The following is a 17,914-nucleotide window of genomic DNA, read 5'->3' on the forward strand; positions in this document are numbered from 1 at the left end:
TTAGCAATATTCCGCGATAGCTCAACGGTGGAGCACTCGGCTGTTAACCGATAGGTTGGAGGTTCGAATCCTCTTCGCGGAGCCATTTTTATTAAAAAATATGAAGTGCTATATAAGAAGAATTATAACTAAAATTCTTTTTATATAGCACTTTATTTTATTTTTCTCTTTAAAGTTTTTCCATCACAAATAAATACAATAGTTCCATCTTTATCAGTTCTATATAGTTTTATATCTCTATTTTTTAGTTCTTTTAATATGTCCTTACTTGGATGACCATAATCATTTCCGAGTCCGCAAGACGCAATAGCTATCTTAGGATTAACTTCATCTAAAAATTTTTGAGTAGAAGAGGTTTTGCTTCCATGATGACCTAATTTTAGTATGTGACATTTTATATTATAACCAGAAGATATAATTTCATTTTCAACTTCATTCTCAGCATCACCGGTAAATAGAAATGAGAAGTTTTTATATTGAAGTTTTGCTACTAAAGAATAATTATTCAAATTTTTATATTCATTTTTATTAGGAGAAATAAAGGAGAGTGAAGTATATTCATCTAGATTTACTATCATAGGAGAAGTTATAGGAAGAATTTTCAAATCACTTCTTTTTAAGCTTTTTATCAAATTATAGAAGCAAGTAGTATTGGCAGTGACTTTTGGAGCATAAAAGTTTTTAACTTTAAAAGTATTTATGACCTCTGGTAATGCGCCAATATGATCTTCATGTGGATGGGTGGCTATAATATAATCTAAGGATTTGACTCGTTGGCTTTTTAAATATTTAATAAGTGCTTTAGAATTACTTTCTGTACCTCCATCAATTAGAATATTCTTATTATTAACTTGAATTAATATTCCATCACCTTGCCCTACATCAATATAGTGAATTATAGCCTTATCATCATAAGGAATATAATCTATATAAACTTTATAGGATATAGTAAATATTGAAATTATAATTGATATTAAAATAGATAGATTAATAAATTTATTTTTCATTTATTCCTCCTATAGGCTAATTATTAAAATTATAGACCAATTAAGAAGTTTATAAACTAGTAAAGTATCTTTCAATATGATTTCTTTAATGACTATGCTTTAAAATGAATAATATTATTGATATAATAGTTATGACTAAATATAAGGACGGTGATAAAATGAGAAAATTCTTTTTTATAGCGAAGTCTGCAATGTACATCTTTTTCACAATGCTTTTGAAGCCAAAATTTGAAAGAATTAAAAAGAAATCTAGAGAAGAAAGTGAAAAGTTTATATATAATCATGCGAAAAAATGGGCAAGATTTACTATGAAAGCATCTAAATTAAAAGTTAAGGTAGTTGGTAAAGAAAATTTACTTGATGAGACTTGTCTTTATGTGGCAAATCATCAAAGTATTATGGACATTCCATTAGTAATTGATTGTATTGATAGGCCATTAGGTGCTGTAGGAAAAAAAGAGTTAGAAAATGTACCAGTAGTATCTTATTGGGCTAAAAATATACGATGCGTATTTTTAGATAGAGATAATCCAAGAGAGGGATTAAAAGCTATTCTTGAAGCTACAGAAAATCTTAAAGATGGACATTCGATGCTAATCTTTCCTGAAGGAACGAGGAGTAGAGATGGTAAGTTAAATGAATTTAAAAAAGGAAGCCTTAAATTGGCTACAAGGGCTAATGTGCCAATTATTCCTATTACTATAGATGGAACATATAAAGTATTAGAGGGAAGTAAGAGAGCTAAAAAAGGTGACTTAGATTGTAAAATAATAATTCATAAGCCAATATATCCTAAGGAACTATCTAAGGAAGATCAAAGTAACTTAGCTCAAATATGTAAAGATATTGTTGAAACTGGATTTAATATGTAAAAAATGCTACTTAGAATTTCTAAGTAGCATTTTAAAAAATAAAAAACTTTATTCATGAAAATGATTTTAAATATAATAAAAGAATTAATTATACTGTTAATACTATAGATTTTAACCTACTCATAGCTTCTATACTATATTTAATACCTTGTGTACCCATACCAGAAGCTTTTACTCCGGAGAATGGAAAATGGTCTGGTCCCCTTTCAGATTTATTATTAATTTGTACTGCTCCCACTTCAAGTTTATTTGCAACATAAAAAGCATCATTTATATTCATAGTAAATACAGAAGATTGTAATCCATATTGAGAACGGTTAGCTATATCTATAGCCTCTTCCATAGATTTTACACGAATTACAGGAAGTACAGGACCAAAAGGTTCTTCCCAGGCAATTCTCATATCTGTGGTTACATAGTCAAAAAGTGTAGGATATAGTAAATTCCCTTCACGTTTATTGCCAATAAGTAATTTAGCTCCTTTATCAATAGCATCCTTCATAAGTTCTTCAACAAAATCACCAGATTTAGTATCGATAAGAGGAGTTACTTCACAACCATCCTTCGGATGGCCTACCTTTAAATTTTTAACATTATCTAAAAGTTTTTCTACTAATTTATCAGCTATTTCTTCCACCACTAATACTCTTTTTATGGCGGTGCATCTTTGACCAGCATAACTATAAGCTCCTGATACTATTTCTCTTGCTGTATCATCTAAATTAGCATCATTTAATACTATTGCCGCATCTTTTCCACCAAGCTCCATTATCATAGGTACCATTCCAACAATTTCAGCAATATGTTTACCAACATTAGTAGAACCAGTAAAATTTATAAAATTTATTTCTGGTCTAGTAACTAAATAATCACCGATTTCAGAAGTCTTACCGGTAACCGTATTTAATACTCCATTAGGAAGGCCAGCTTCTTGAAATACCTTTGCTAGGTATAGTGCACTAATTGCACCTTGAGTAGGTGGCTTTAATATAACACTATTTCCGGCAACTAGAGCAGGAGCTATTTTTGCTGCGGATAGATTTATAGGATAATTGAAAGGTGAAATTGCCAATACTATTCCAAGAGGAACTCTTGTAGCAAAAGACATTTTATTTTTCTTAAATCCAGGAAAATTATCAGCACCAATAGCTTCACCTTCAAGATTTTTGCCCGCATCTGCAGTATATCTAATAAAAGCTGCAGTTCTTATAATTTCAGATATACAGGACTTTTTATCTTTTGCAATTTCCCACATGAGTACTTCTGCCATTTCTTCTACTTGCTCTTCCAATATTGTTGCAGCTTTATGAAGTATAGCGGCTCTTTCACTAACAGGAACTTCTCCCCAAGATATTTGTGCTTCTTTCGAATTTTTTATATATGCATCTATATCGCTTTTGGTCATAGAAGGGATAGTACCTACAAAAGAATTATCCACAGGGGAATAGATATCAATAGTGTCTTTTGATGTTACCCAGCCACCATCATATAAATTACAGAAATGATTGTCTTTCTTTATACATTCAAACAAAAATATCACCTCATAATATTTAGATATAATTAGTATTATCAATTAATAGCTAAATTATAAAATAAATATTATGAGCATTTTTATATATGGAAGTTATTATAAATAAGGCTCTGTTTTAAATAGTGGTTGATATGTGTACTTTTCTGAAAATAGGTTATAATGAATTTTCGGAGGTAACACGATGAACAATGTAACATCAGTATTGGCACAAGCAAAAGCCTTATCAGAACAAGAATAACAAGAATTATTAACGCAATTAGAGGAATATCTTGTTTTAGGTTCTCAAGTCGCACAAGTAACTAAGAAAGTCAAAGAAATGAGATTTTCTAAAGGTAGAATTTGTTGTCATTGTAATGGTACTGATGTAGTTAGAAATGGGAAAAGAAATGGTGTGCAAAGATATTTATGCAGAAATTGCAAAAAATCATTCTCCGATTTAACTAACTCTGCTACTTACAGAAGTAAGAAAACTGTAGATAAGTGGCTTAGATATGCTAAATGTATGTTAAATGGTTACTCTATAAGAAAATCTGCCGAAGAAGTAGAAATTAATATAGCCACATCTTTTTACTGGCGACATAAGATACTTAATTGCATCAGTGAGTTTCTTGGTGTAGGCTCTGTTGATGGTGTGGTTGAAGCAGATGAAGTTTTCTTTGCTTATTCATATAAAGGTACTAAACCTGCTAATATGCCAAGACCTTCTCGTAAGAGAGGTAAACAAGTCAAGAAGAGAGGGATAAGCAAAGAACAAGTATGTGTAGGTACTGCTCTTGATAGGCAAGGAAATATAATAATTGAATTGTTATGTACTGGTAGAGTTACTGCTAATCAGTTAGAACGCTTATATGAAAATCGCATAGGGGAACATTCTATTCTATGCACAGACTCTCATAAGTCATACATTCAGTTTGCTACTGATATGGAATTAGAACATAAGAGGATTAAAAGAGGACGACACAAAGAGGATATATACCATATAAACCACATAAATAGCCTACATTCTAATTTAAAGAGATGGATGACAAGATTTAACGGAGTGGCTACAAAGTATCTTGAAAACTACTTAAAGTGGCACAAGTGGATAAATACATTTAGTACAGAAAAAGATATAGTAAGAACTAAAAATTTGATAGTTCATAGCAATATAGCACTTAGTTATACTATGGTTAAGGAATTTAAGACCAGAGTACCGAGATTTGTTTAAATTAGATTATATTTTAGAAAATACTGGATTACAATCCGTAAATTATGTAAAATACTAATATAAAGTTTTGGACAATTATATTATAATACGAACTTCAAAACAAATTAAGGAGGTAAATATGGATTGTATATTTTGTAAAATTGTAAAAGGGGAATTACCTTGTAACTTAGTTTATGAGAATGAGTTAATTATGTGTTTCTTAACTATAGAGCCAATAAATGAAGGACATGTACTTATAATTCCTAAAGAACATTATTTAGATACTGATGAAATTCCAACTGAGGTAGTAGTGTCTATGATGGTATTATCTAAAAAAATTGTTAAGGTAATTAAAGAAAAGTATTCCCCAGATGGTTATAGTGTAATGCAAAATGGTGGAGAATTTAATGATATTGGACATTATCATATGCATGTCTTTCCAAGATATAAGGGAGATGGATTTGGTTGGACATTTAGTGATAAAAAGCATGATTTTTCAAAAAATATTGCTAATGAGTTAAAGGAAATGGTTGATAAAGAACTTTAATATTATTAATTGTATATTATGATTTAAATAAAAGTGGACAAATCATTGTCCACTTTTATACTATCCATTATCAACCTTGGTTTAAAACAGAGCCATAAATAAAAATGTAATATTAGAATTTATATTAAAACATCAATATAGACATCCAATATGAAACTTAAAGTATACTATGGAAATAAATTCTCTATAAAAGCAGCTAATTGTTTAAAAATTAAGGATTAATAATNNAAAATTTAGGATGAAATTCACTCTTAGCGGATTTCTTAAAATAAAATTCATTCTCAAAAAACTTCAGAGGTCTTAACCGTGAAGTTTTAGATATAATTTTTCATCTTTCATTCCTAATTTTTCATTCATAGAAAAGAATTTTCATTATGGAAATTAAAGTCATGTATAAGTTAAATTTTTATTGTAGAACTCTATATGGGAAGTCAACGCAAAGACTTAAAGTTATTGTTGGCTTTGTTCAGTCAGAAGCAATTCCAAAATATTAATTTTTTTCTCAATTTTTAAATTCTCTTTTTTAATACAATCGATTTTATTCTCAAGATTCTCTCTTTTATCTTTAAGATACTTTAGATCATTTAATAATTCCTTATTTATATCTTGTTTTTTATCAATAGTAGGCTCAAACATTTTCTTAATAGTGTTTTGTTTGTTGAAATTGAATACTATGTTATTGTAAACTTTATATATGGATTCAGAAATTCTCCTAACTATTACTAATAGTTGAGTTGATAAGAAATCTATAATTTCTTGAAGTTTTTTCATAAGCTTCACCTCACTAATATTTTATATAAAGAACTTACAGAAAGGCAAGATAAACTATGAAAAATAGCAAAAGATATTTAGAAAAAATTAATAAATATATATTGGAATTAGATAATGAAAAAGAAAAATTAGAAGTTGAAATAAAAAATGAAAAACAAGCGATAGATGAAAAGGCGGAAATTTATAAAAAACTAGATGAAAAAGGGGATGATCTTAAAAGAAAATATGAATTATTAAAGAATTTTTTAATAAATAGAGGATTAATTTTTGAAGTAGAAAATGAATATGATTTAGCACAGTGGGACAATCTATATTTAGAAAGACTTTCTTCAAATTATGCTATTAAAAATAAAAAAGGAGATACTATAAAATTTATTGAGGAAGATATAAATAATATCTTTGATGAAATATTAAATAGTAATATTTCTGTTAGTGTTTTAGTTATAAGAGAAAATATAAAAACTGTAACTATTCAACTTAGATTCATCAAAAATGAATAATTTTATCTTCTAATTCATTTATATTTATTGGATTTTTTGAAAGTAGTGCAGAAACACAGGTAATGTAATTAGATTCTTCATCATTACTCCATTGAATTTCTTCATTTAATGAATACTTTAATAAGGATGATACATCTATAGATAGAGCTTCTAAAGAGTATCTTAATTTTTCAGGATTTATACATTCTTTGCCTTTAGTTTTTTCACAAGGATCACAATAAAGGCATCTACCTGATACTATAGCTAAAGAATGTTTATAACTTTCCTCAATTCTCAGTAGCATATTATCTAAGTAAAGTCTACAGGAGAAATATAAAGTATTAAATTTTTTACCCATATCATCCTTATAATCCTTAACTTCAGGTACTATGTTCAGAAGATTATTATAATATTCATCCATTGTACTTTTGCATATATCTCTTATATAAATTTTTGAGTGTATTAAATATGCATAAGTATAATCCTTTAAAAATTCTAATTCGTTAAATTTAAATTCTGGACAAGACCAAACAGTACCATATTTTTTACATTGCTTACAATATCCTTTTACCAGCTTAGGATCATAGAATTTAGTTAATTCTTCTATAGTTAATTCTTTAAGCTTATAATTTATATATTTTTTTATACTCATATTACCACCCCTAGTATGTAGGAAATAATAAAAAAGCTGAAATAATTCAGCTTTTTTATAAAGGTTATATTTTAACGTTAAACGTCATCGCGCTCTCTGTCTCTTCCTAAGAATGAAAGAGCATACAATCCACAAATACCAACTATTGCGTAAATAATACGACTAAATTGGCTTATTGAACCAAAAGTACCTGAACCAGCAAACAGTGCAGCTACTAAATCAAATCGAAATAGTCCAACTAATCCCCAGTTTACCGCGCCGATTATAACAAGTATTAGTACGATTGTGTCTAGTGTTCTCATATAACACATCTCCTTTTTCTAAAATATTTACATTTCTTATTATTTACAACTATTGATAATTTATAACAATAAGAAAAAAATATTTTAACAAAATGAAGATAATTTATAAAAATTAATGATTATTTTATAGTATCTCACATAAATTTTAACATAAAGTAAATATAATTTTAAGCATAAATTTAAATAAAATCTGTTAATTGGTGAGGGGATATTATATAATATTATTAACTGTTTAAAAATAACATAACAAGAAGTGAGGGATAAAAGTGGAAACATTTAAACTTATTTTAGGTATTTTACTTTTTTCAATTATAGCATTAATTGTCTATGGGGTACTTAGAACATATGTATTAGGTAAGATTAAAGTAAACAAATGGATTGTATTAGTAACAGCTTTAGCTGTATTTATAGCACCGACATTACTTTGGCCAACGATGCCTAATTATGTTGCTAGATATATAATTCCAGGAATTTTTGTGATTTTATTTTTATGGTTTATGGATTTGTCAGGGTTCTTAAAACATTATGATAAACCACAAGATAAATCATATAATCAATATAATAAAAGCAATAATACAGTTATTAAACCTAAAGCAAAACCAAATAGAGTTAAAAAGAATAAATAAAATGAAGAAATAGTAAAAAGGAGTAAGACAGACTTTTAAATAAAAGTTTATCTTGCTCTTTTTATTTAATAAAAGAAGGGGTTTTAAAGAAGAAGAAGAATTAGTTTAGAGAATATTAAATTTAACAACTATATGGTATTTAATAAGGGGGGTGTATTATGGCAACTTGGATAGCGCATTTGAGGGTAGCAGAAAAAATTTTAGAGAAGAAGCCACAGGTAAATTATGAATGCTTTACTGTAGGAAATATAGGACCGGATAGTGGAGTACCCAATGAGGATTATTCTTCTTTTGATCCACCTAGAGACATTACTCATTGGATGGAAGATGGAGAAAATACTAATGCAGAAGGATTCTATATTAAATATTTAAAAGATCACAAGAAAAATAATTTAAATAATAGATTTTCTTTTTATTTAGGGTATTATGTACATCTTTTAACTGATGTATGTTGGAAAAGAATGTATGACGATAAAAAGAAAACAAAATTATACAAAGAAGGATTAGAAAAAGATAAAAATTTCATATGGGTCATTAAAAAAGATTGGTATGGACTTGATTATCTATTCTTAGATAAAAATCCAAATAGCTTATTTTTTACAATTTTTAAGAATGTAACAGAAGTTGAAGATTATTTAGAATACTTTCCAAAAGGAGCTTTTACAAAGAAAGTAAACTACATAAAAGAAGCTTATTTAGGAGAAAACAATGACACAAAAGAAAATTTTATATATTTAACAGAAAATGAAATGAATGATTTTATAATTGAATGCAGTGAATATGTAGCAAATGATTTAAGAGATAAAGGTTTTTATTTAGAAAATCAATAGATATTTAGATCTATTGTCATAATAAACATTGTATAATATTCACATATTAACTAAATAAAAAGAGTTTTCATATACTAATAAATATATAAGTATTTAGGAGTGGTATATTGAAAACTCTTATATTATTTTATTCTTTAGATGGATTATTAAAAAACTTATCAGAAACTATGAAAGAAGAGATAAAGGGAGACTTATTAGAACTAAAAGATGTGAAAAATAACACTGGTATCTATGATAAAGTTCCATATAAAAGTTTTATAGAGGATAATCTTAACTTAGAAACTTTAGGAGAAGATATAAAATCCTATGAATTAATTGTATTAGCAGTACCTAATTGGTTTTATAAATTACCTATAGGATTAAAAAGAAGCACTTTAGGAAATATCTTCTCTGGCAAGAAAATAGCACTATTTACGCTAGGAAAAGATTTAAAAAATATACGAGATAGAAATGAGCTATTTTTTGATAGTGATATATTAGGAGAGATAAATTTAGATATAATTGAATCAAAAGATAAAGACGGACTTAATAAATGTAAAATTTGGATTAAAAAAATGTATGAAAAGGGGGGCGGCAAAATAATGCCTACTTAAAATAAAGTAGTTTGTTTAAATATAAGTGTTATATAATTTCCTAAAAATATTGTAAAATTATATTAATATGATACAATTTATATTAAGTTAATTTTATTAATAATTTATAGATTTTGTCACGCAACGAAGAATGCTCGGTACTTTAGTGTCGAGATGAATGTGCCATAAACCTTTGGCGCATATGGTTTTGAGCCGAGTCAATATGGTAAACCCAGTAGGGCGATAATAGTTTCAGCGGAAACTTTGCCCGGTAAAGTCTTAGGGAAACTGAGCCAGATTTGGTGTCACTGATATTGTTTTAGCAAATATCGGCTATCCAAAAGAAGCTTGGATAGTACCTAAGAACCTTACGACTTTAGTCGTGAGAGGTTCGGAGATAAGCTACAGAAATAACTGTAGCTTTTTAAGTTAAAGCATAAATATATATTTTATGAATAAAATTTATAGTAGATTTTAATTTTGATATTGTGTTTTATGAAATTGAGATTAAATGTTTCTCTATGATAATAGATTATGAAAAGTAAAGGAACAATTAGCTACATATTTAAATTCTAAGAAAAGGAGAGAAAATTATGAGTTTTTATGTTTATAATACAATGACGAGAAATAAAGACGAGTTCATTTCTATAAAGCCTAATAAGGTAGGAATGTATACTTGTGGACCTACAGTGTATAATTACGCTCATATAGGAAACTTAAGAACTTACATATTTGAAGATGTTTTAAAAAAGTCATTAGAGTATGTGGGATACAAAGTAAAACATGTAATGAATGTAACTGATGTTGGACATCTTCAATCTGATAGCGATGAGGGTGAAGATAAAATGGCTCTTGGTGCATCAAGGGAAAAGAAAACCGTTTGGGAAATCGCTAAATTTTACGAGGATGCTTTTTTTGAAGATTGCAATAAGTTAAATGTAAAAAGACCAAATGTTGTATGTAGAGCAACGGAACATATAGATGATATGATTAAATTTATTAAAGGGCTTGAAGAGAAAGAATATACATATCAAGCCAATGGAAATGTGTATTTTGAAATAGATAAATTTAAAGATTATACGAAACTTGCTGATTTAAGTATTGACGAATTAGAAGCAGGTAGTAGAATAGAAGTTGACCCAAATAAAAAAAATCCATTAGATTTTGTACTTTGGTTTACAAATTCTAAATTTACAAATCAAATAATGCAATGGGATTCGCCATGGGGAAGAGGTTTTCCAGGATGGCATTTAGAGTGCTCTGCGATGTCCATGAAGTATTTAGGTGATAGAATTGATATACATTGTGGAGGAATAGACCATATACCAGTACACCATACAAATGAGATAGCTCAATCAGAAGCTTATAGTGGACAAAAATGGGTAAATTATTGGATACATGGAGAGTTTCTAGTACTTGATGGTGGAAAAATGTCTAAATCAAGTGGAGAGTTTTTAACTTTAAAGATATTAGAAGATAAAGGATATTCACCTTTAGATTATAGATACTTTTGTTTACAATCAAGATATAGAAAGCAATTAGTATTTAGTTTTGAAAGTTTAGAAGATGCAAAAAAATCTTTTAAAGCTCTTAAAAAGAGAATATCCTTAATATTAGAGAATATAATTGAAAGTGAGTCAATAGATAAAGGGAAAATAGATTCGTATAAAGAAAATTTTAAAGTTCATATAAGTGATGATTTAAATATAGCAAATGCCTTTACAGTATTATTAGATATGTTAAAAGATAATCAGCTTAATAATAAAGAAAAAGCAACATTAATAGAAGATTTTGATAAAGTATTATCTTTAGATTTAATGAGGATTGAGAAAGACTTATCTAATGTAGATGAAGAACTAGTAAATAGATTGATTGATGAAAGAAATCAAGCTAGAAAAGCTAAGGATTATTCAAAGGCTGATGAAATAAGAAATCAACTTTTAACTATGAATATTGAAATATTAGACAGTAAAGAAGGTACAACTTGGAAAGTAAAATAAAAATAAATAGATAATCTTAATAGAGTTAGATTGCTAAAATTTTAGTGATTTAACTCTATATATTAATTATGGCAGTTTTTTAATAAATGTAATTTTTATTATAGATTTATTCACTAAATTATTAAATTATATAGAAGGAACAGTGATGAAAGTATGAAAAGGTTGTTACATTTAGGATTGGATGTTGGTTCAACAACAGTTAAATTAGTGATTTTAGATGAGAATTTTCAAATAATATATAGTAAATATGAAAGGCATTTTTCAGATATTAAAAGTACTATATTCAATTTAGTAAATGATGCTTATAGTTCTTTTCCGAGGGAAAGAATTACTGTAAATGTAACAGGTTCGGGAGGATTATCTGTATCTAATTGGCTAAAGATACCTTTTGTTCAAGAAGTTATTGCATGTAGTAAAACTATAGAAACCTTTGCTGATGATGTTGATGTAGCTATTGAATTAGGTGGAGAAGATGCAAAAATAACTTATTTTAAAGATGGAATGGAACAAAGAATGAATGGAACCTGTGCAGGGGGAACTGGTGCTTTTATAGACCAGATGTCCTCACTGCTAAAAACAGATGCAGCAGGGCTAAATGAGTTAGCTAAAAATTACAAAACTATTCATCCTATTGCTGCAAGATGTGGAGTATTTGCAAAGTCAGATATTCAGCCATTGATAAATGAAGGAGCGTTAAAAGAAGATATAGCAGCTTCTATATTTCAATCTGTTGTCAATCAAACTATTAGTGGGCTTGCTTGTGGAAGACCTATAAGAGGAAAAGTAGCTTTTTTAGGTGGTCCGTTATATTTCTTATCAGAGCTTAGAAAAAGATTTGTAGAGACTTTGAGTATTAAACCAGAAGATGTTATTTTCCCAGAGAACTCTCAATTATTTGTAGCTATGGGATGTGCCATATTATCAGTAAAAAGTGAGTATATTACATTTAAAGAGTTATACGATAAACTAGAACTTTTAAAATACTGTGAGGGACAAGAAGTACAAAGATTACCATCATTATTTAAGAACCAAGAGGAATTGGATGAATTTAAAAATAGACATAATTCTTTTAAGGTGAATTCAAAAGATCTCAATAGCTATAAAGGAAAATGTTATTTAGGTATAGACGCAGGTTCAACTACCACTAAAATAGCGTTGATTGATGAAGATAAAAATTTACTATACTCTTACTATGGTAGTAATGAAGGGAACCCTCTAAAGCTTATTAAGAGTGCATTATTAGATTTGTATAATAAAATACCTGAAGGAGTAGAAATTGTAAACTCAACGGTAACAGGATATGGGGAAGCATTAATTAAAGCAGCATTAAAGATTGATATAGGGGAAATAGAAACGGTAGCACATTATAAAGCGGCAGAACATTTCTTACCTAATGTAGATTTTATATTAGACATAGGTGGACAAGATATGAAATGCTTAAGGGTAAAAGATGGAGTTATTAATTCAGTGACTCTTAATGAAGCCTGTTCAGCTGGATGTGGTTCTTTTATTCAAAACTTTGCTCAATCTTTAAATATGACTGTAGAGGATTTTGCTAAAGAGGCATTACTTGCTGAAAACCCCGTAGATTTAGGTTCAAGATGTACTGTTTTTATGAATTCTAGAGTAAAGCAAGCTCAAAAGGAAGGGGCAACGGTAGGAGATATATCTAGTGGACTTTCTTATTCAGTTATTAAAAATGCTTTATTTAAAGTTATAAAGATTAGAAATCCTAAAGAGATGGGAAAAAATATTATAGTTCAAGGTGGAACTTTTTATAATGATGCAGTACTTAGAAGTTTTGAATTGATTTCAGGCAAGGAAGTAGTTAGGCCAGATATAGCAGGGCTTATGGGAGCTTTTGGCTGTGCGCTAATATCAAAAGAAAGATACGTAGAGGGTAAAAGTTCTACTATACTTAAAAAAGAAAACTTAAGCAATTTTAAATCATCATCAACTATGAAAAGATGTGGACTTTGCAGTAATAATTGCTTGCTAACAGTAAATGGTTTTTCTGATGGAAGGGAATTTATACTAGGAAATAGATGTGAACGAGGATTAGGATTGGAAATAAAAAAGGATACAGTACCTAATCTATATGAGTATAAATATAGGAGAATGTTCTCTTATAAGCCATTAAAAAAAGAAGATGCAATAAGGGGAACAGTTGGAATACCTAGAGTTCTAAATATGTATGAGAACTATGGATTTTGGTTTACTTTCTTTACTAAATTAGGATTTAGAGTAGAGCTATCACCTAGAAGCTCCAAGTTAATTTATGAAAAGGGAATTGAAACCATACCTTCTGAATCAGCATGTTATCCTGCGAAGCTTAGCCATGGACATATAGTTAGTTTAGTAGAAAAAGATGTGGATTTTATATTTTATCCCTCTATAGTTTATGAACAAAAGGAACAAGAAGAAGCTACAAATCAATATAATTGTCCTATAGTTATATCTTATTCAGAGGTTATTAGAACTAATATTGACCTTTTAAAAGAGAAAAAAATACCTTTCTTAAATCCTTTTATATCTCTTCATAATAGAGAGGCTTTAGTAGTAAGGATGGAAGATTCACTAAAAGAGTATAAAATATCTAAGCCTGAGATAAAAGAAGCATTAAAATTAGCTTTTATAGAGGATGAGTGTGTAAAAAGAGATTTAAGAGTAAAAGGAGAAGAAACTCTAGAATATCTAAAGGAAAGTGGTAAAAAAGGTATTGTACTTGCAGGAAGACCTTATCACATAGACCCAGAAATTAATCATGGATTAGACAAGCTTATTACTAGCTTTGATATGGCGGTTTTAACAGAGGATTCCATTGCTCATTTAGGGGAAGTAGAACGACCTTTAAGAGTAGTTGACCAATGGGTATATCACTCAAGATTATATGCTGCAGCTAGCTATGTAGCAAAGGAAAAAAATCTTGAATTAGTACAACTAAATTCATTTGGATGTGGATTAGATGCGGTTACTACAGATCAAGTTCAAGAGATTTTAGAAAACAATAATAAAATTTATACAGTGCTAAAGATTGATGAGGTAAATAATTTAGGTTCGGCAAGAATTAGAATACGTTCATTAAAAGCTGCTATGGATGAAAGAGATAAAAAAGGAGTAATTCCTATAAAAATTGTTGAGCAAAGACCAAGGCCAATATTTACTAAAGAGATGAAAAAAACTCATACCATATTAGCACCTCAAATGTCTCCTATCCATTTTCAATTTTTAGGTCCTGCTTTTTCTTCAGAGGGATATAATTTAAAGGTGTTAGAAAAAGCCGATGGTAGGGTTATTGAGGAAGGTTTAAAATATGTAAATAATGATGCCTGTTATCCATCTATACTAGTTGTTGGGCAATTTATAGATGCATTAAAATCTGGAAAGTATGATTTAAATAATACTTCTATTGCAATAACTCAAACTGGAGGAGGATGTAGGGCTACAAACTATATAGCTTTTTTAAGAAAGGCACTAAAAGATGCAGGGTTTGAAAATATACCAGTTATATCTTTAAATGCAGCTGGACTTGAATCTAATCCAGGATTTAAATTTACATTAACATTATTAAAAAAGGCAGCTATGGGAATTTTATATGGAGATTTACTCATGAGAGTTTTATATAGAGTAAGACCATATGAGGAAAAACAAGGTTCAGCGAGCGAACTTTACAACAAATATGTTGATATATGTATAGAAGCTGTAAAAAGAGGAAATGTTAAAGAATTTAAGAAAATAGTTAACAATATTGTAGATGATTTCGATAATTTAAAGATTAAAGATATTAGAAAACCTAAGGTAGGACTTGTAGGTGAAATATTAGTAAAATTTCATCCAGATGCTAATAACTATATAGTAGACATTATTGAATCAGAAGGCTGTGAAGCGGTAATGCCAGATTTAATGGACTTTTTCTTATACACTATAAAAGACTCAGAACTGAAAAGTAAATATTTGGGATTTAGTAAAAAAGATAAATATTTAGCTAGAGTTGAAGAAATGTATATAGAATTTTATAGAAAGCCAATGAAAGAAGCACTGGAAAATAGTAAAAGATTTAATGCACCTAAAAGTATATCTCATTTAGCTGAGCTAGCTGAAAATGTACTATCACTTTGCAACCAAACTGGTGAAGGATGGTTTTTAACGGCAGAGATGATTGAACTTATTGAAAGTGGCGCCAAAAACATTGTTTGTATGCAACCTTTTGCTTGTTTACCTAATCATGTAACTGGTAAGGGAATGATAAAAGAGCTTAGAAGGCAATATCCTGAGTCTAATATTGTAGCTGTAGACTATGATCCTGGTGCTAGCGAAGTAAATCAGTTAAATAGAATAAAACTTATGCTATCTGTTGCATTTAAAGAATTAGAAGAAGATATAGTAATAGAAAAAGCACTGAAAGAAGTTGCAGCGTCTAATGAAAAGAAAAAATAATAAAAATCACCATCAAAATTGTAATTTTGATGGTGATTTTTTTGACTTTAAATAAAGGGTCTTATAAATAGGATTAAAAATGTTCTCCATTTTCATAGTATTTACATTCTTCAAGGGGAACAAATATATAGGGATACAATATAAAAACTTAATATATACTCTGGAAAATAAATTTTCTATAAAAGCAGTTTTTATCCCTTAAAAATTGAGGATTAATAATTAAAAATGAAGAATTTAGGATGAAATTCACCTTTAGTTAATTTCTTAAAATAAAATTTATTCTCAAAAAACTTCAAAGGCCTTAATCGTGGAGTTTTAACCATAATTCTTCATTATTCATTCTTAATTTTTCATTCATAGAAAAGAATTTTNNGTTAAATTTTCATTAGGGAATCTTATAATATCTACATCATCATATCCCATAGAACAAACATAGTTTGTAATCATTTTACTTTTATATTTTACGATTTCTAAGATATACATAAGCTATTTTATAGGATGAATTAGATTCTTTATTGAATATGTCTACAATAATTAACCTTTTAATATAAAAATACAAATAAATCCTTATTACATCGTATTTTAAATATTACGTAGAGGAATAATAAAGGAAATAGATGTCAATACTGGTAGTTTAATTGTAATAATTGTAGTTAAATTTTTTTTGAAAGTTACATAAAGTATGTAATTTTTTGGAAAACATATGATAATATATAGGTAAAAAATGGAAGATGATAAGGGGGAGTACTAATGAAAAGAGTAGTTTCTGTTAGTATAGTACTAGTATTGGCAATGATAAATATCCTATTTAATTTTAATAAGGATAATGAATTCATCAAAAAAGTAAGCGCATTAGAAAAAACACAAATGGAAAAAATAGAAGTGAATTTCAAAGAGGAAAAGATTTTGAGCGAAACTATTGATATTAATCTTAGAATTCCTAGGTTAATAGGACTCGCAAATAAAGATTTTGAAAACAAGCTTAACGGACANNCATAATTAATTTTAAGAATAATACAGAAGAATTAAGTGTTATAGATCATAAATATGCCAAAGAAAATAAATATGATATTCCTAAATATAACTGTACTGTTGATTACAAAGTAAATCATATAAGTAATGATTTAGTAAGTTTAACTTTACAATTTATTAAATTTACAGGTGGAACATATACTATTGAAGAAAATGTAACTTACAATGTGGATATAAATAAAGGGAGGATATTAAATTTATATGATATCTTTTATGAAAAAGATAATTATGTAGAAGTAATCAATAGAAATATTAAGACAGAATTAGAAGAAAAAGGAAATGTATACTTTGTTGATAAATTTGCTACCATAAATGAAAATACTAAATTTTATATAGAAGAAAATAATATAGTAGTATATTTCAATATGAATGAAATTTCTCCGTATGTTATAGGAATACCAGAATTTAAAATACCATTAAACAATTTTAGTTTACAAATGAAATTATAAAATATAGGTAATTATATTTTATAATATAATTTTTCAACTTGAAAAATGTTATATATAGCTTTAAAAATGAATAAATATATTATATCAATATATAATAGGTGGTTATAGTGTCAAGATGTGAATTAACTCCTGAAGAACTATCACTATTATTACTAGTAATATCAATAGAGATGTCAAGGGGATTAACAGCAGAACAACAAAGTGTTCTTGGAAATATATTTTTTTCTTTAGGGCAAAATGTTTTTTTAATTAGTGCAGTATTAAGTTTAAAGCAAAAATCTAATGATAATTCATCAAAAAATAATGGAAATAATAATAATGGAAACAATAATATGGATATAGAATCAGAAATAAAAGCTTTAAAGAAAAAAATCAAAGAATTAGAAAATAAGACATAGAAAAAATAAAATGAGTTTTAAATATAAAATAATATATTTAAAATAAAGGCTAGCCATAAGGCTAGTTTTTATTTTATAAATAAAACAGTTCCAGGTGTATCAATATGAGCAATTTAAAGATTTTCCGAGATAATTTAAGATTTTCTAGGATAATTTTCATACAAAATGTAAATAATTATATTTACATGAACTATAACATGCTATTATGAATAAGTCGTCAGCG

General features: G+C 27.9%; 15 protein-coding genes, 1 tRNA gene and 2 pseudogenes. 13 read left to right on the forward strand and 5 right to left on the reverse strand.

What is annotated here, in order from left to right; all coding sequences use genetic code 11:
• The first annotated feature begins 10 nt into the window (after nucleotides 1-10).
• Nucleotides 11-85: transfer RNA gene (locus B2W91_RS13160), tRNA-Asn, on the forward strand.
• A gap of 67 nt (nucleotides 86-152) precedes the next feature.
• Here the strand turns inward: B2W91_RS13160 and B2W91_RS13165 are convergent.
• Nucleotides 153-1,007: a ComEC/Rec2 family competence protein gene (locus B2W91_RS13165; protein WP_291581620.1), complete on the reverse strand. Its 855-nt coding sequence runs from the start codon at nucleotides 1,005-1,007 to the stop codon at nucleotides 153-155.
• Nucleotides 1,008-1,165: 158 nt separating this feature from the next.
• Here B2W91_RS13165 and B2W91_RS13170 point away from each other — a divergent pair, with 158 nt between their 5' ends.
• The gene (locus B2W91_RS13170) at nucleotides 1,166-1,879 is read left to right on the forward strand and encodes a lysophospholipid acyltransferase family protein (RefSeq protein ID WP_291581622.1); all 714 of its coding nucleotides are present in this window, start codon (nucleotides 1,166-1,168) and stop codon (nucleotides 1,877-1,879) included.
• Between the two features lie 88 nt (nucleotides 1,880-1,967).
• Here the strand turns inward: B2W91_RS13170 and B2W91_RS13175 are convergent, their stop codons facing one another.
• Complete coding sequence (locus B2W91_RS13175; protein ID WP_291581623.1) at nucleotides 1,968-3,410, reverse strand: NADP-dependent glyceraldehyde-3-phosphate dehydrogenase; 1,443 nt, start codon at nucleotides 3,408-3,410, stop codon at nucleotides 1,968-1,970.
• Nucleotides 3,411-3,591: 181 nt separating this feature from the next.
• Between B2W91_RS13175 and B2W91_RS13180 the strand changes: the two are divergent.
• Both B2W91_RS13180 and B2W91_RS13185 read left to right on the forward strand, forming a co-directional pair.
• Nucleotides 3,592-4,617 (forward strand): annotated as a pseudogene (locus tag B2W91_RS13180) (IS1595 family transposase).
• Between the two features lie 67 nt (nucleotides 4,618-4,684).
• Entirely contained in the window at nucleotides 4,685-5,143 is a 459-nt protein-coding gene (locus B2W91_RS13185; protein ID WP_291581624.1) for an HIT family protein, read from the forward strand.
• 450 nt (nucleotides 5,144-5,593) lie between these two features.
• On the opposite strand, the gene B2W91_RS13190 is transcribed toward B2W91_RS13185, so the two are convergent.
• Nucleotides 5,594-5,914: a hypothetical protein gene (locus B2W91_RS13190; protein ID WP_291581627.1), complete on the reverse strand. Its 321-nt coding sequence runs from the start codon at nucleotides 5,912-5,914 to the stop codon at nucleotides 5,594-5,596.
• Nucleotides 5,915-5,970: 56 nt separating this feature from the next.
• On the opposite strand from B2W91_RS13190, the gene B2W91_RS13195 reads away from it, so the two are divergent.
• On the forward strand, nucleotides 5,971-6,414 hold the full coding sequence (locus B2W91_RS13195; protein WP_291581630.1) for a hypothetical protein: 444 nt from the start codon (nucleotides 5,971-5,973) through the stop codon (nucleotides 6,412-6,414).
• On the opposite strand, the gene B2W91_RS13200 is transcribed toward B2W91_RS13195, so the two are convergent.
• Together B2W91_RS13200 and B2W91_RS13205 are read right to left on the reverse strand one after the other, a co-directional pair.
• Nucleotides 6,401-7,045 (reverse strand): DUF2284 domain-containing protein, encoded by a 645-nt coding sequence (locus tag B2W91_RS13200; protein WP_291581632.1) that lies wholly within the window; start codon nucleotides 7,043-7,045, stop codon nucleotides 6,401-6,403. The genes B2W91_RS13195 and B2W91_RS13200 overlap by 14 nt on opposite strands.
• 77 nt (nucleotides 7,046-7,122) lie before the next feature.
• Complete coding sequence (locus B2W91_RS13205; RefSeq protein WP_291581634.1) at nucleotides 7,123-7,347, reverse strand: DUF378 domain-containing protein; 225 nt, start codon at nucleotides 7,345-7,347, stop codon at nucleotides 7,123-7,125.
• A 266-nt stretch (nucleotides 7,348-7,613) separates the two neighbouring features.
• On the opposite strand from B2W91_RS13205, the gene B2W91_RS13210 reads away from it, so the two are divergent.
• From B2W91_RS13210 to B2W91_RS13240, 8 genes and pseudogenes are all read left to right on the forward strand, one after another.
• Entirely contained in the window at nucleotides 7,614-7,973 is a 360-nt protein-coding gene (locus tag B2W91_RS13210; protein WP_291581636.1) for a hypothetical protein, read from the forward strand.
• A 158-nt stretch (nucleotides 7,974-8,131) separates the two neighbouring features.
• Nucleotides 8,132-8,803 (forward strand): zinc dependent phospholipase C family protein, encoded by a 672-nt coding sequence (locus B2W91_RS13215; RefSeq protein ID WP_291581638.1) that lies wholly within the window; start codon nucleotides 8,132-8,134, stop codon nucleotides 8,801-8,803.
• 107 nt (nucleotides 8,804-8,910) lie between these two features.
• Complete coding sequence (locus B2W91_RS13220; RefSeq protein ID WP_291581640.1) at nucleotides 8,911-9,396, forward strand: flavodoxin family protein; 486 nt, start codon at nucleotides 8,911-8,913, stop codon at nucleotides 9,394-9,396.
• 572 nt (nucleotides 9,397-9,968) lie between these two features.
• Nucleotides 9,969-11,375: a cysteine--tRNA ligase gene (gene cysS, locus B2W91_RS13225; RefSeq protein WP_291581642.1), complete on the forward strand. Its 1,407-nt coding sequence runs from the start codon at nucleotides 9,969-9,971 to the stop codon at nucleotides 11,373-11,375.
• 153 nt (nucleotides 11,376-11,528) lie between these two features.
• Nucleotides 11,529-15,812 carry a 2-hydroxyacyl-CoA dehydratase gene (locus tag B2W91_RS13230; RefSeq protein ID WP_291581644.1) on the forward strand — a complete coding sequence of 1,428 codons (4,284 nt, stop codon included), beginning with the start codon at nucleotides 11,529-11,531 and terminating at the stop codon, nucleotides 15,810-15,812.
• Nucleotides 15,813-16,810: 998 nt separating this feature from the next.
• Nucleotides 16,811-16,966, forward strand: a pseudogene (locus B2W91_RS21075) (hypothetical protein); the annotation flags it as partial.
• Between the two features lie 45 nt (nucleotides 16,967-17,011).
• Nucleotides 17,012-17,293, forward strand: a complete 282-nt coding sequence (locus B2W91_RS13235) for an RsiV family protein (protein ID WP_291581646.1) — start codon at nucleotides 17,012-17,014, stop codon at nucleotides 17,291-17,293.
• 107 nt (nucleotides 17,294-17,400) lie between these two features.
• Nucleotides 17,401-17,691, forward strand: a complete 291-nt coding sequence (locus tag B2W91_RS13240; protein WP_291581647.1) for a hypothetical protein — start codon at nucleotides 17,401-17,403, stop codon at nucleotides 17,689-17,691.
• Nucleotides 17,692-17,914 lie beyond the last annotated feature (223 nt).

This window comes from Clostridium sp. UBA6640 (assembly GCF_002455975.1).
GTDB lineage: Bacteria > Bacillota > Clostridia > Clostridiales > Clostridiaceae > Clostridium_J.